General features: G+C 69.1%; 10 protein-coding genes. 5 read left to right on the top strand and 5 right to left on the bottom strand.

What is annotated here, in order from left to right:
• The 4 genes from KBX53_RS05820 to acs all read right to left on the bottom strand — a co-directional run.
• On the bottom strand, positions 1 to 315 hold a 315-nt coding region (locus KBX53_RS05820), incomplete at its 3' end, for an alpha/beta fold hydrolase (protein WP_210858058.1).
• 211 nt (positions 316 to 526) lie between these two features.
• Entirely contained in the window at positions 527 to 2,962 is a 2,436-nt protein-coding gene (locus KBX53_RS05815; protein ID WP_210858061.1) for an immune inhibitor A domain-containing protein, read from the bottom strand.
• Positions 2,963 to 3,297: 335 nt separating this feature from the next.
• On the bottom strand, positions 3,298 to 6,093 hold the full coding sequence (locus KBX53_RS05810) for an immune inhibitor A domain-containing protein (RefSeq protein WP_030334182.1): 2,796 nt from the start codon (positions 6,091 to 6,093) through the stop codon (positions 3,298 to 3,300).
• A 233-nt stretch (positions 6,094 to 6,326) separates the two neighbouring features.
• Positions 6,327 to 8,291: an acetate--CoA ligase gene (gene acs / locus KBX53_RS05805; RefSeq protein ID WP_030334184.1), complete on the bottom strand. Its 1,965-nt coding sequence runs from the start codon at positions 8,289 to 8,291 to the stop codon at positions 6,327 to 6,329.
• A 475-nt stretch (positions 8,292 to 8,766) separates the two neighbouring features.
• On the opposite strand from acs, the gene KBX53_RS05800 reads away from it, so the two are divergent.
• A complete protein-coding gene (locus tag KBX53_RS05800) occupies positions 8,767 to 9,513 on the top strand; it encodes an oxidoreductase (RefSeq protein WP_210858057.1) in 747 nt (248 codons plus the stop codon).
• 67 nt (positions 9,514 to 9,580) lie between these two features.
• Here KBX53_RS05800 and KBX53_RS05795 read toward each other — a convergent pair whose 3' ends face one another.
• Positions 9,581 to 10,366 carry an HAD family phosphatase gene (locus KBX53_RS05795; RefSeq protein WP_210858056.1) on the bottom strand — a complete coding sequence of 262 codons (786 nt, stop codon included), beginning with the start codon at positions 10,364 to 10,366 and terminating at the stop codon, positions 9,581 to 9,583.
• Between the two features lie 387 nt (positions 10,367 to 10,753).
• Here KBX53_RS05795 and KBX53_RS05790 point away from each other — a divergent pair, with 387 nt between their 5' ends.
• The 4 genes from KBX53_RS05790 to KBX53_RS05775 all read left to right on the top strand — a co-directional run bounded on the left by KBX53_RS05790 (position 10,754) and on the right by KBX53_RS05775 (position 14,243).
• Entirely contained in the window at positions 10,754 to 11,224 is a 471-nt protein-coding gene (locus KBX53_RS05790; RefSeq protein WP_247675164.1) for a hypothetical protein, read from the top strand.
• A 158-nt stretch (positions 11,225 to 11,382) separates the two neighbouring features.
• On the top strand, positions 11,383 to 12,573 hold the full coding sequence (locus KBX53_RS05785) for a serine hydrolase (protein ID WP_210858055.1): 1,191 nt from the start codon (positions 11,383 to 11,385) through the stop codon (positions 12,571 to 12,573).
• Positions 12,574 to 12,681: 108 nt separating this feature from the next.
• Positions 12,682 to 13,236 (top strand): RNA polymerase sigma factor, encoded by a 555-nt coding sequence (locus tag KBX53_RS05780; RefSeq protein ID WP_309140716.1) that lies wholly within the window; start codon positions 12,682 to 12,684, stop codon positions 13,234 to 13,236.
• On the top strand, positions 13,236 to 14,243 hold the full coding sequence (locus tag KBX53_RS05775) for a CU044_5270 family protein (protein ID WP_210858054.1): 1,008 nt from the start codon (positions 13,236 to 13,238) through the stop codon (positions 14,241 to 14,243). The genes KBX53_RS05780 and KBX53_RS05775 overlap by 1 nt, the downstream gene beginning before the upstream one ends.
• Positions 14,244 to 14,485: the final 242 nt, after the last annotated feature.

The following is a 14,485-nucleotide window of genomic DNA, read 5'->3' as shown; positions in this document are numbered from 1 at the left end:
ACCGAGCGCGCGGATCAGCCCGGCAATGTCGGCGGCGAGGGTGTAGCCGTCGTACCCCCGTGGTGGTTTGTCGCTGGCGCCGTAGCCGCGTAGGTCGACGGCGACCGCCCGGAAGCCGGCGTCGGCGATCGCCGGCAGCATCTGGTGCCAGGCCCACCAGTGCTCGGGGAAGCCGTGCAGGAAGAGCACCATCGGCCCGGTGCCGGCCTCGACCACGTGGAACCGGCTGCCGTTGGCACCGACGAAACGGTGCGTCCACGGCCCCTCGGTGAGGACACAGGACTCGTCGACGGCTCCGTCGCGCTGGTCGGTCATGGCAGACAGCCTAGGACCCGGTTGCCGCAGGCGGCCCCGGTGGTCGCGTTGAACAGGGGAAAGCCCCGGGTTGTCCCGGACCGGGTGCCAGGGGAGCCGGCTCGACCGTCGGTGGGGGACGCCGGTCCGCGTCGTCAGCGGGTGTCGTACAACGGGCGACGCCCGGGCAGTTGACCTGCCCGGGCGTCGCTGGTTGGTGCGGGATCAGTGGTCAGCTGATCCGGATCTTCATCGAGGTGCCGTCCTGCTCCAGAACCTTGATCTTGACACCGGTCGCGGGGAGCTTGACGCCGTGGTTCGGCAGCTCCTCGTAGAAGTACTTCTTGGTGTCGTCGAACAGCGGCTCAGCGGCCTGGCCACGGATGTACTGCGGCTGGCTGTTGAGGTGCAGGGTGAACGAGTCAGCCTTGTTCAGGCTGAACGGTGCGTCGTACATCTGGACGCGGGCCCGCCACGGTGCCCCGGTCAGGTTGTAGATCGGGCGCGGGTGCGCGTCGATGTACAGGTTGCGACCCTCACCGGGGTGACCACCCGGGTTGGTCGGGGAGGCCGGGGCGGTGTTGTTGTCCGACCAGCGGGTGTTCCAGTACGAGATGAGCAGGCCCTCCTGGTACGCGTAGTGGTCCACCCAGTCCGGGCGGGTGTTCGCGTAGCCGAAGAAGTACGGGCCGGTCTTCAGGTACTTGTCGTACGAGACGTACGACCGGTTGCCGGCGATGTAGAAGTTGTCGAACAGTCGGGTGTAGGTCGCCCCGACCACCTCGAACTTCTCCAGGTTCCAGCCGGCGTCGGTCTCGGCGCCGTCGCTGAACACGGTCTGGCCGTCGGCGGTCACGGTGATCGCGTCACCGAAGAAGCCGCCCTCGGAGACGCCACCGTCGGTAACGTAGTGCAGGCGGACCTGCGCCGACTTGCCGGCGACCGAGGTCAGCGGGATGTTGATGTCCGCCCAGGCGCCGTTGCTGCTGCCGGCGAGGGCCGGGCGACCGGCACCGTCCACGCCGATCGGCTTGCCGTTGACAGTGCCGTCCAGGTCGGTCCAGGACTGACCGCCGTCTGTCGACGCCTCGAAGTAGAGGTAGTCGTAACCCGCTTCGATGCTGTACTTGCCCTTGAGCGACAGCGCCGCCGCGGACTTGCCGGTGAGGTCGAACGTCCTCGTCATCTTGCTGTCGAGGTTGTCCTCGTTACCGGAGAAGTACTGTTTGGAGCCCTCGAACGGCGGACCGTAGTTGAAGGTGTATTCCCTCTTGGGCAGCACGACCACGACGGCCTGTGCTTCCTTCGAGTTGTATTCCTGTGGGCCGAGCTTCAGCGTCTGCTTCTGCCCTGCCACGACCACCTCGTAGTCGAGCCAGCCGAGCTGGAACTTGTTCCACGCGCCGAGGTCGCCGCCACGGTCGCCGATGCCGGCGTCGTTCTTCGCGCCGAGCCGGCTCTGGGCCATCAGGGTCCAGTGCTCGTTGCTGTTGTCGGCCGGGCCGTAGTCGTCCGGCAGGCCCAGGTCGTGGCCGTACTCGTGGTAGAAGACGCTGCGGCCGCCGTTTTCCGGCTGGATCGTGTAGTCGCGGATCCAGACGCCGGTGTTGCCGATCTGGGTGCCGCCGATCGGGAAGTTCGGCGGGCCCACGGGCGAGCTGTTGAACGCCGACCAACGGTGGCTCCAGATTGCGTCCTCACCCTGCTGCGGGTCACCGTCGGCCTGGTCGCCGCCGGAGTGGACGATCTGGAAGTGGTCGATGTAGCCGTCCGACTCGTTGAAGTCGCCGTCACCGTCGTAGTCGAAACGGTCCCACTGGTCGAAGGACTTCATCTCGGCGGCGATCTGCTCGTCCGTCCGGCCCTTGGCCTTCTGGTCGGCGACCCACTGGTTGGCGGCGTCGCGGATCAGGTTCCAGGTGTTCGAGCAGACGTTGTCGCCGCAGACGGCGGGGTCGCCGGTCGGGTCGTCGTCGGCCTTCGGGTCGTCGGAGCGACCGTAACGGGCCTCGTTGTACCGGACCTTGACCCAGTCGGTCACCTCACCCTCGACGGTGTAGCGACCGGAGGACTGCGCCTCGTAGTACTGCTTGAGCGACTCGTCGCCCGGGTTGGTGCCGAAGTAGAGCTGGCGGAAGTGCTCCGGGCTGAAGTCCGGCTGCCAGATGGTGGAGTTGTCCACGGCCCGGTTGGGCTCGGGGATCTTGTTGTGCAACGGACCGTCGAACGTCGCCGGGCCGGCGATGTCCGGGTTCATGTCCTTGTCCGGGTAGGACGGGTGGCGCTCGTCGCCGAACTCGGCCAGGATCACGAAGATCTTGTCGGTCCGCTCACGCTTGAGCTCGACGTACTGATCCCTGGTCTCCTGGCCGCCGCCGGCGGCGGAGCGCGCCTTGGCGTTGGTGCCCGTCTTGCCGACCTGGCCGACCTTGACGACAGTGCTGCCGTTGCGCTCGATCGGCTTGCTGCGCCCGCTCAGCACGTCGGCGAGGCCCTGCTCACGCAGCTCGCGGCGCTTGTCCTCGAGCTTGTCGGGGAGCTCATCCTTCAGTGCCTGTGGTTCGGCAGCGGCCGGTGCCGCGGCCGGCAGTTTGGGCTGAGGCGCCGCCGAGGCGGACGGGCCGAAAGCCAGGCCTGTCGCCGTCAGTGAGAGCCCGAGCAGACCCACTGCGACTTTGCGCACGTGGTACCTCCGGTGTGAGGGAACCGGCCCAACGGGGGTACGGGCCGGTGGGAGATCGATCCCACTAGTGGGACCAATGGTGAACTTAGACACTGGCGGGACGGGTGGGAAGACGAACGCGTCGATTTGTTGCAAGATTTTGTTGGGAATGCTTTTCACCGTCACACCCCACCGGTTCATCAGCCGCGCTGAGCAGCGCAGACCCAGACGCGAACGTATACAACGACATCCCTCGATCAGTTTGATCGCACTTACGACAGTGGGGCCGGCAGCGTCTCCGCCACCGGCCCCACCGTTACAGATGTCGATCTGCGAAACCGTTACTTCTTGGCCGGCGTCACGTAGATCGTGGCGGACGAGTTGTCCGCGGCCGCCTTCTTGATGGTGAGCGAGACGCCGTAGTTCACACCCTGGTCACCGGGGTTGCCGGTGCCGAGCACGATCGCGCCACCGCCCAGGGTCACGCCGTAGAACTCCGGCGCCGGGCTGCCGTCCGGGTTGGTGACCCGGGTGGTGTACGGCGCGTTGTCACGCGACGGCAGGACCACCGACGCGTCGTTGTCCCGGGCGTACGCCGCGCCATCGCGCATCTCGATGCCCGGGTACCAGCCCTTGGCGTCGGTGAACGCCTTGACCGGCGCCTGGCCCTTGAACTTCGTGCAGTACGAGCTGTACGGCTCGTCCGCCGCCTCCAGGCACTCGGTGAACGGGTAGGTCCGCTGCAACGAGAAGGCCGCGTTCGACGACTGCGGACGGCTGGGCAGGTTGTCCGTTACCGACGGGTCCTTCTCCGCCGCCTCGCCCGTACGCCGGTACGGGTCGAAGTGCGAGTCGACGATGAGCAGGCCGCCCTTCGCGCCGTAGCTGGGCAGCGCGGTCATCTGCCCGGTGACGTGGTTGACGTCGCCGAGCGCGGTGTCCCGGTACCAGACCAGCATGCCCGGCGCGTTGTACTTGATCCGGTCGACCTTCCACGCCTCGTGGGAGTAGATGGTGTCGTAGGTGTACTGCAGGCCCTTGTCGAAGCCGTCGAAGTTGCGCCACTCCGCCAGGTAGTACTGGGCGTGGACCTCGGTGCCGCTGGAGACCTTCCAGCCCGCGCCGGTGGTGTCGACGAAGGTGCCGCCGGTGGCGGTCCAGCCGTTGTCGCCGCCCTCGACGTCGTCACTCCAGGTGGTGGCGCCGCCGCCGGTGACCGAGAAGTCGTCGACGAACCAGTTGCGCTCCTCGAAGGCCTCGTCGGTGGCGAGGCGCAGCCGCAGCTGCACTGTCGTGCCCGCGTACGCCGACAGGTCGACGTAGTCGTGCCGCCAGCCGTCGGTGCTGCCGGTCAGGCCGTACTTCTTGCCGCCGAAGTCGTTCATCCGGCCGTTCGGGTCCGGGTAACCGTCCGGCGTGGTGACAACAGTGCCACCCTCGTCGTACACCTTCTGCTCGGTCCAGGTCGTGCCGCCGTCGGTGGAGAGCTCGACGAAGCCGTAGTCCCAGTCCTCCTCGATGATGTAGTTGTTCCACATCCAGAACTTCGAGTCGGCGGCCGCCGGCACGTCGACCGAGCGGCTGAGCTTGACGTCGGCCCACTCCTGGTCGTTGTTGCTGTGCCACATCTTGGTGCCGCTGTGCGGGGTCGCCAGCGTCGTCACCTTGTCCGGCAGGTCGACCTTGATGCCGTCCTCGGAGTCGATCGGGGTGCGTGAGGTCTGGCCGAGCTTCACCTCGCGCGGGTTCGACCCGGGGCGGATGGTCAGCGGGTCGGCCCAACCGAGCACCCACTTGTCCCAGATGCCCATGTGCGTCGGCAGCGCCTGGAAGATCTCACCCGAGTGCGAGCCCGAGGCCATCAGGTCCCAGAAGTCCACGTCGGAGTCGGCGTTGCCGGACGTGTCGTAGAGGTCCGGCAGGCCCAGGTCGTGGCCGAACTCGTGAGCGAAGACGCCGACACCGGCGTCCTCCGGCTGCACGATGTAGTTCGACGCCTTGATGTTGGTGCCCGGGATGGTGTAGCCACCGGCGACCGTGGAGGAGTGCGCCCACACGGCGTACACGCCCTCGGCGCCGCCACCACGGGACTTGCCCTGACCGGCGTGCACCAGCACGAGGTGGTCGATCACGCCGTCCGGCTCGAAGACGTTGCCGTCACCGTCGCGGTCGGCCTGGTCCTCGATGTCGTAGTCGGCCCAGGGGAAGTTCGGGTCCTTCGCGACGAGCGCGTCGATCGCGTCGGTCGCCAGGCGGCCCGCGCCGGCCGGGTTGTCCGGGTGGCCGTTCATCGACTGCTCACGGCCGGGAACCCAGGCGCCGGTCTCGTCCTGGAAGCAGCGGTTGGCCGCGTACCAGCCCTCCGAGTGCGGCACGGTGATCCACGGGCTGGCCTGCCCGTCCACCGTGTACGCGTTCTTGGACATCTCCAGGTACATGTTGTGCATGGTGCGACCGGACAGGTCGATGCCCTTCTTGCCGTCCGGGCCCTTCAGGTCGGTGCGGACCCGCTCGGTGATGCCCTTCTTGCTGTACAGCATCTTGTTGTAGTGCTGCGGCGAGAAGTCCGGCACCCACATCGAGTTGTTGTCCTCGTGGGGCAGGCGCGCCGGGTCCGGGATCTTGTTGTGCTTCGGGCCGTTCTGGACCGTGCCGGGCACGCAGGTGCGGTCCTCGAACACCGTCTTGGGGACCATCACGTCGGTGAAGTCGTCGTTGGCCTTGTCGTTGAACTCGACAAGCAGCGTCAGCAACTTCGCCGTCTGGGTGGTCGGCGCCTTCTTGAACTTGCGCGGGTTCTGGCCCGTCTTCAGCGACTTGGCCTCGTCCTTGGCCAGCTGCCGCGCCGTCACCGGGTTGCCCCGGGCGTGCTTCTGGTCGAACTCGCGCGCGGACTCCACGGCAGGGGTGTAGACGCCACCCTTGCCCTTCACCTCACGGCCGGCGGTGTCCGGCTGCACCTCGGGCTCGGCGTAGTTGATGTAGTACTCGTCCGCCCCGATCACCGCCCGCGGGGTGTCGGACGAAGGCTTGGCGGCCGCGCTGCCACTCACGGTCAGTGACGTGGCCGCGAGGGCGATGACGGGTAGCGCGACGAGTAGTCGTCGGCGCGACCCCGGACGGGAGTTTCTGTTCATGCCACTCCGTTTCTCGGGCAGAGGACGTCGGCCGGATCCGGTGGCGTGGGCTCATCGGGGCCGCCCGACGAGCGTGAAACTAAATGACAAACAACCCGTACGGCGGGATCGTGATCGATGCGTTATCTGTTTAACTCCCGTATCACATATGTGCGACGGACGTGCCTCCACAAAAGACGACGGTGGGTGACGGCCCGTCCGGGCCGCCACCCACCGTTGGGGTACGCCTACCGTCAGTCCTCGTCGGACTTCGCGCCGCCCATCCCCGAAGAGATCAGGTCCATCACCGAGGAGTCCTGCAACGTGGTCACGTCGCCGAGCGACCGGTTCTCCGCCACGTCCCGCAGCAACCGACGCATGATCTTGCCGGAGCGGGTCTTCGGCAGCTCCGGCACCAGCATGATCTGGCGCGGCTTGGCGATCGGGCCGAGCGTCTTCGACACGTGGTTGCGCAGGTCGGCGATGAGCTGCTCGCCCGCGTCACCACTGATGTCAGTGCTGCCCCGCGGGATGGCGAACGCGACGATCGCCTGACCGGTGGTCGGGTCGGTGGCGCCCACGACCGCGGCCTCGGCCACCGACGGGTGCGACACCAACGCCGACTCCACCTCGGTCGTCGAGATGTTGTGCCCGGACACCAACATCACGTCGTCCACCCGGCCGAGCAGCCAGATGTGCCCGTCGTCGTCCTTCTTCGCGCCGTCGCCGGCGAAGTACATCCCCTGGAAACGCGACCAGTACGTGTCGATGAACCGGTCGTCGTCACCCCAGATGGTGCGCAGCATCGACGGCCACGGCTCACGCAGCACCAGGTAGCCGCCACCACCGTTCGGCACCGACTGGCCCTGGTCGTCCACCACGTCGGCCACGATGCCCGGCAGCGGCGTCATCGCCGAACCCGGCTTGGCCGCGGTGACCCCCGGCAACGGCGAGATCATGATGGAGCCCGTCTCGGTCTGCCACCAGGTGTCCACGACCGGCAGCTCGCCCCGGCCGACGTGCTGGCGGTACCACATCCACGCCTCCGGGTTGATCGGTTCGCCGACGCTGCCCAGCAGGCGCAGCGAGGACAGGTCGAAGCCGGCCGGGATGTCGTCGCCCCACTTCATCATCGTCCGGATCAGGGTGGGCGCGGTGTACAGGATGCTCACCCCGTACTTGTCGACGATCTCCCAGAACCGGCCCTTGTGCGGCGTGTCCGGGGTGCCCTCGTACATCACCTGGGTGGCGCCGTTGGAGAGCGGGCCGTACACGATGTAGGAGTGCCCGGTGACCCAGCCGATGTCGGCGGTGCACCAGTAGACGTCGGTCTCCGGCTTCAGGTCGAACACCGCGTGCGTCGTGTACGACGCCTGGGTGAGGTAGCCGCCGGTGGTGTGCAGGATGCCCTTCGGGCGGGCCGTGGTGCCGCTGGTGTACAGGATGAACAGCGGGTGCTCGGCGTCGAACGGCTGCGCGGTGTGCTCGGCCGAGGCGGTCTCCACCGTCTCGTGCCACCAGTGGTCCTTCTCCGACCACGCCACGTCCTCGCCGGTGCGGCGAACCACGAGCACGTGCTCCACCGACGGGGAGTTCGCCACCGCCTCGTCCACGGTGGGCTTCAACGCCGACGGCTTGCCCCGCCGGTAACCACCATCGGCGGTGATCACCACCTTGGCGCTGGCGTCCTGGATCCGGTTGCTCAACGAGTCGGCGGAGAAACCACCGAAGACCACGCTGTGCGCGGCGCCGATCCGGGCGCAGGCCAGCATGGCCACCGCGGCCTCCGGGATCATCGGCAGGTAGATCGCCACCCGGTCGCCGGCGGTCACCCCCAGGTCGGTGAGCGCGTTCGCCGCCCGGCAGGTCAGCGCGTGCAGGTCCGCGTACGTGATGGTGCGGGTGTCGCCCGGCTCGCCCTCCCAGTGGATCGCCACCTTGTCGCCCAGGCCCGCCTCGACGTGCCGGTCCAGGCAGTTGTACGCGACGTTGAGCTGCCCACCCACGAACCACTTCGCGAACGGCGGATTCGACCAGTCGAGCACCTCATCCCACTTCTTCGACCAGGCCAGCCGGTCGGCCTGCTTCGCCCAGAAGGCCAGCCGGTCGGCCTCGGCCTCGGCATACGCGTCGACGGTGACGTTGGCGTGCGCGGCGAGTTCGGCCGGCGGGGGGAACTGGCGCGTCTCGTTCAGCAGATTGGCCAATGCCTCGCTCATGCCGTGACTCCTCATCCTCGGGGTGACCTGGGTCTCGATGGCACGAGGGTAGTCGCGGGGCTCTCGGCCGGCCACGGCTGCCCACTCCGTCGCGCCGAGTGGCCCCCGCCGCGCGCCCGACGGCCCGTGCTGGCCGGTCCCCGCCCGGGTCGTCTGCGCGGGGCGCCTTGATCGACACGGGTTCCTTGAAGTCGGGGCGTCCTGGTGAGGTGGACGCCCCGACTTCAAGAAACCCGTGTTGACCTTGCGGCGTGCCGTGGCCGCGTCGGGCCGTGGCCGCGTCGGGGCGTGACCGCGCCGGGCCGTGGCCGCGTCGGGCCGGATCGGGTCGGGCCGTGGCCGCGCCGTGCCGTGCCCGCGGCGAGCCGTGCCGCGCCGGGCCGGATCGGGTCGGGGCGCGGCGGCTCGGGTGGTCCGGGTCGCGTTGCGGGCGGGTGCGGCCCGCCGGGTCGGGTCGGGTCGTTAGCGTGGCGGGGTGACCACCGACCCGCTCGCCCCGTTGCTCGCGCTCGCCGACATCGCCGCCGCCGTCGAGCAGGCCCGCGAACGGTTCGACCAGGCGCTCGGGCACCGGGCGCTGCGCCGGCACGGCGGACAGGTCGCCGCCGAGGTCAGCCTGCGCTGCGCGGTGGCCAGCGCCGCCCTGGAGGGGGCCGGACACGAGCGCGAAGCCGTCCGGGCCGGCACCGTCACCGACCCGGTGCTGCAAGGGGCGCTGCGCGTCGCCGGGGCGTTGCCGGGCCTGAGCGAGCTGTGGCCGAAGGCGCCCCGCCAGGCACTCGCGAAGCTGCACGTGCTCGCCGCCCGGGACCTGGTGCCGGAAGCCGAACTGGGCCGCCCGGTGGCCGACCCCGTCGTCGCCACCCGGCTGGACGGGCTCGCCGGCCTCATCGCCGGTGGCACGAAGGTCTCCCCGTTGGTGCTCGCCGCCGTCGTCCACGGGGAGCTGCTGAACCTGCGCCCGTTCGCCGGGCCGTCCGGCGTCGTGGCGCGCGGAGCCGCCCGGCTGGTGCTGCTCGCCACCGGCCTCGACCCGCGTGGCCTGCTCGCCGTCGACGTCGGGCACCGCGAGCGGGAACCGGAGTACGTCGGCGCGGCCGGTGCCTTCGCCACCGGCACCCCCGACGGGCTGCGCTCCTGGCTACGCCACTACATGGCGGCCGTCGAGGTCGGCGCCGACCAGCTCACCACCATCGGAGACGAGATCCTCGCCGCCGCCTGATCAGTCCCGCCACCCCGGAACGGCCCGTCCCGCGACCTGAAGGCCTGGGCAGGTGGGCGAGGAACGGTCAGGCGGTGGTGGCGGCCCGGGTGCGACGGTGCCGCCCGTACCAGGCGATGCCGATGGCCACACCCACCCCGACCCCCAGGGCCGCCGCGGCCACCGGAACCGCAGGCCGTTCCCGCCAGCGCCGGCCCAGCGGGATCGGGTGCCGGAACTCCAGCACCGGCCACGCGTTCTCCGACGCCAACTTGCGCAGCTGCCGGTCCGGGTTGACCACGCTCGGGTGGCCCACGCACTCCAGGAGCGGACGATCGCTGTACGAGTCGGAATAGGCGTACGAATCAGCCAGGTCGTAACCCCGGACGGCGGCCAACTCGCTGACCGCCTCCACCTTGAACTCGACCTCGCCGCTGTACCGGCCGTCGCGCACCGTCATCCGGGTGGCGATCACGTCGGTCACCCCGAGCAGCTCGCCGATCGGCCGGACCATCTCCTCGCCGGAGGCCGACACCAGCACCACGTCCCGCCCCGCCGCCTGGTGCTCCTCGATCAGAGCGGCGGCTTCCGCGTACACATAAGGGTTGATCAGCTCGTGCAGCGTCTCCGCGACGATCTGGCGGACCTGCTCCACCTGCCAGCCCTTGCAGAGCGCAGCCAGGTAGTCCCGTGTTCGGGCCATGGTCTGCTCGTCGGTGCCGCCCAGCCGGAACATCAGCTGCGCGTACGCCGACTTGACCACGTCACGCCGAGTGATCAGCCCGTCCCGGTAGAACGGCCGACCGAACGCCAGGGCGCTCGACTTGGCGATGACGGTCTTGTCCAGATCGAAGAAAGCGGCACTTCGGCCCACGGCGCGAAAGTCTAGCCGGATGGTCTATCGTCGGCGGGTGCCCGGGGTCATGCCACCCCTCAGACCTGCGGGCTGGCAGCACCATCTCCGCTCCGCGTGATCACGCTCACACTCTGCGAGGAGATTTTCGCACTGAGTGGAGTCGGCACCACTCGACGTGACGGGCCCGCTCAGGCAGACTTGTCCGTACGACGAGCTTTCACATCCTCGAAACAGGCAGACCCTCAGCGGTTGCACCCCCCGTGACCGCTGAGTGGTTCGGCTCGACCCCCCCGGAGCCGAACCTCCGACGACCCCCGTCTCCCCCCGACGGGGGTCGTCCCTTTCTCCTGGGAGCGCGCCACCGCAGCTCACGCTGATGAGCCGCACGCCGACTAGCCTGCCCCCATGGCCACGCCGTTGGACCTCTCCAGTCCGGTCGCGCGTCGGGAAGCGCTCCGGATGGTTGACGTGGACGATCCGGTTCCCCAGCACGCGATGCTCCGTGAGATCTTCGACCTCGAACGAGCGTGGCGCGAAGGTCCGGACCCGGGCGAGAACGACGAGTACGAGCAGATTTACCTGGCAGCGTTCCTGCTGTTCCTGATCGGCGATCCGGCGGACTCACCCCGCCTGTACGGGGCGAAGTTCCGCACCGGCGACATGGACCTGGGCATCGGCTTCGATGCGCAGGCGATCTTCGGAGCGGGCACCGGCGAAACGCTCCAGTGGCTCCTGGACAACGGCTACACCGACGAGCACGCGCATCTGTCTCAGTGGCTGTCGCAGGGGGCGGACCCCACGATCGAAGACTGGGCCACGCACGTACGCCGGTACTTCTACTCCGCAAACGGCGCGCTGCGCCTGGATCCGCTCTAGGCGCACGCAGTTTCAGCCGTCCGGCCCTCGCGGCCTTGGCGATGAGGTCCTTGAACTGAGCGGGTCGGATTCAGCCCTCCCGCCCGAGCTCGTGGCGGACAGTGCGATCGCCGCGTGGCGGGTAATTTGCCGAGCGGGACGAGCTGAGGAGGTAACGGGTGGCTGCTGGTGGCTTCTCGTCGAAACGGCTGGCTCGGGTTCGGGGGTTGCTTGAGCATCACGTCGAGTCCGGCTTCGTCCCGGGCGCGGTGGTCGTCCTCGCCCGGCACGGTGAGGTGCACATCGAGGCAACGGGTCGCCTCGCCTTCGAGGGGGCGGGGTCGCAGACGCCGATGGCGGCCGACACGATCTGTCGCCTGGGCTCGATGACGAAGCCCATCGTCGCCGTGTGCGCGATGACCCTCGTCGAGGACTGCACCCTCCGCCTCGACGACCCGGTCGACGATCTCCTGCCGGAGCTGGCGGACATGACAGTGCTCGCCGATCCGCACGGCCCACTGGACGACACCGTCCCGGCGGCACGGCCGATAACGCTGCGGGACGTCCTGGACGGCACCCTCGGCACGGGCATGGTCCCCGCCGAGCCGGGAACGGTACCCATCGCCGACGCGCTGGACGCTCTCGTTTATCCGTCGATGGACGAGTGGGTCCGCCAGCTCGGCGCTCTTCCCCTCGTCCACCAGCCGGGTGAGCGTTGGATGTACGACACCGCCGCCAACGTGGCCGGTGTGCTCATCGCCCGGGCCACCGGCATGTCCTTCGGGGATGCCATCCGGGAGCGGGTCTGCAAGCCACTGGGCATGACCGACACCGCCTTCCACGTGGGTAGCGAGAGCATCGGCCGGTTCGCGACCGCGTACGAGCGCGACAACGCCGCCGACCGCGAACCGGTTGTCGAAGACGCTCCCGACGGACGGTTCAGCCGACCGCGGTTGTTCGAGTCCGGGGGCGGCGGGCTCGTGTCCACCGCCCAGGACTACCTCGCCTTCGCGTCGGCTCTGCTCGCGGGCGGCACCCATCGCGGTGAGCGGGTGCTGTCCCGGCCGGCGGTGACGCTGATGACGAGCGACCACCTGACCTCGGAGCAGAAGGCCAACTCCGGGTTCTGGCCGGGGTACTTCGACGCCATCAGCTGGGGGCTCGGGTTGTCGGTCCGCACCCGCCGTACGCACCTCGGGCCCTCGATCGGCAGCTACGGCTGGCCCGGCTTCTATGGCACCGCCTGGTACAACGATCCCGCCGAGGACCTGACGGCGATGGTGTTCATGCAGCGGGCGCACGCGGGCGACCAGCGGCTGCCGATGTGGCACGACTTCTGGACCACCGTCTACCAGGCGATCGACGACTGACCGCAGCGTTCGCTTCCCGGTCGGGCACCCGCCCCTGGCCGCGCGGTAATCCCGAGGCCCTCAGCGACACAAGCCAGGGTGAGAGTCACCGAGGCAATGGGGGTTCGGGTGGGTCCACCGAAGAAGCGGGACGAGGACTGGTTCACCAGTCTCTACGCCGCCGAGTACGCGCACATCGTTCGATACGGCCTGCGTCGGCTCATCGACGGGGATGCCGCAGCGGAGCTGGCGCAGGACGTCTTCGTCGTCGCCTGGCGTCGCCGCGTAGAGGTGCCTGTCCGCAGTCTTCCCTGGCTGTACGGGGTGGCTCGTCGTCTTCTGGCGAACCAGTGGCGGTCGCGGCGTGCCGCCCCGGATCTTCTCCCGATCACCAATGTCGACCTTGCGCGGTTGGCCGGATCGCCGGGTGCGGACACGACCGTCGGGGTCGCGGACGTCCGGACCGCGTTGGCCACCCTCAACGAGCTTGATCAGGAAATTCTTCGGCTGGTCGGCTGGGAGGAGTTGACGGTCTCCGAGGCGGCGAAGGTGCTCGGCTGCACCGGACCAACCGCGGCCGTGCGGCTCCATCGCGCCCGGCGTCGTCTGGCCGACGCAATGGCGGACCGGCCCGCGCAGACCCGTCGTAGCCCGGTGTTGGTGACCATTCGAGAGGATCTATGATGTTCGGAGCAGAGCGCACCCGTACTCTTCTCGGCCCGGCCGACCCGGCCCGAACCGCCGCCGTCGAACCACCGCTGGTCTCGGCGCGCGAGCTGATCGACCGCGCCGGCGCTACCGACACGGCCGCCGGGCATCGTCGTGTACGCCCGACCCGCCGGCTGGTCCTGACGGCCGGGACGCTGGCTGTCGCGGCCGGTGCCGTGGCGGTGCTCCAGCCGCTCGGCGAGGGCGCACCGGACACTCCGGGCGAACCGGCGGCAGCGGGGTTGGTGCTCCCGCCGGTCGCGCACCAGTTCGACCCGGATCCGCCGCCCGCCGGCCCGCAGCAGCGCAAGCTCGCCGACAAGATCAAAGACGCGGCGTACCACCACCAGAGCGGGCGCTACATGTACCACCACACGAAGGTGTGGGGCGATCCGGTGATGACCTCAGCCGACGGCCGCCACCACGTGGCCTTCGCCAGCGAGACGAAGCTCTGGCAGGCCGTCGACGGGACCGGTAACCAAGTCAGGACCCAACTGGAGCCGCAGTACCCCGACCAGGAGTCTCGGGACTACTGGCAGCGCGAGAGCCTGGGGCGACCAGCAGCCACCGGCACCCCCGCACCGAGCGTCATGCCGCTGCCGCCGGAGGAGCTCAGGCAGCCGTCGGCCGACCCGTCCGAGCTGCGGGAGCGGCTGAAGGTCGAGTACGGCGCGGGGTCGGCGAGCAAGTGGGTCGGCACGCTCTATGGGCAGTACGTCGTGCCGCGTGCGACCCGAGCGGCGGTCCTGCGGGTTCTCGCCGACGTGCCCGGCTTCCGCTGGCGGGGGCAGGTCACGGACCGCGCCGGCCGCAATGGAGTCGCCGTCACCTTCGACGACCGCGAACACGACCAGCAATCTCTTCTGATCTTCGATCCGAGGACGGGCGAATTGCTCGCCCATGAGCTGTTGACGCTGTCGCCCATGCGGATCAGCTCGTACGAGGTGATCCTCGATGCCGCCTGGACAAATCAGCCCGGCTGACCACCGACTCGCGGGGCCGCTCCGCTCGGGAGCGGCCCCGCTGTCTTCACCGCAGCGGCGGTAGCTGCGCAGCTGCCCGCGCTCGTAGCAGATCAACTGTCTCAGCGGAGGTTTTCCACAGGCCACCAGGTTGTCCACAGGCGACGGCATCGGGGCGGCTCGTGGGGCGGATTCCGAGCAGGGTCGGCGGCATACCAGAGCCCGACCGCTGGAGGCCGCGATGCCACCCCGTACCACGGTTC

Origin of the sequence: Micromonospora sp. M51 (assembly GCF_018070305.1) — a bacterium.
Taxonomy (GTDB): Bacteria; Actinomycetota; Actinomycetes; order Mycobacteriales; family Micromonosporaceae; genus Micromonospora; species Micromonospora parva.
This window is presented reverse-complemented; position numbering and strand designations above follow the sequence as displayed.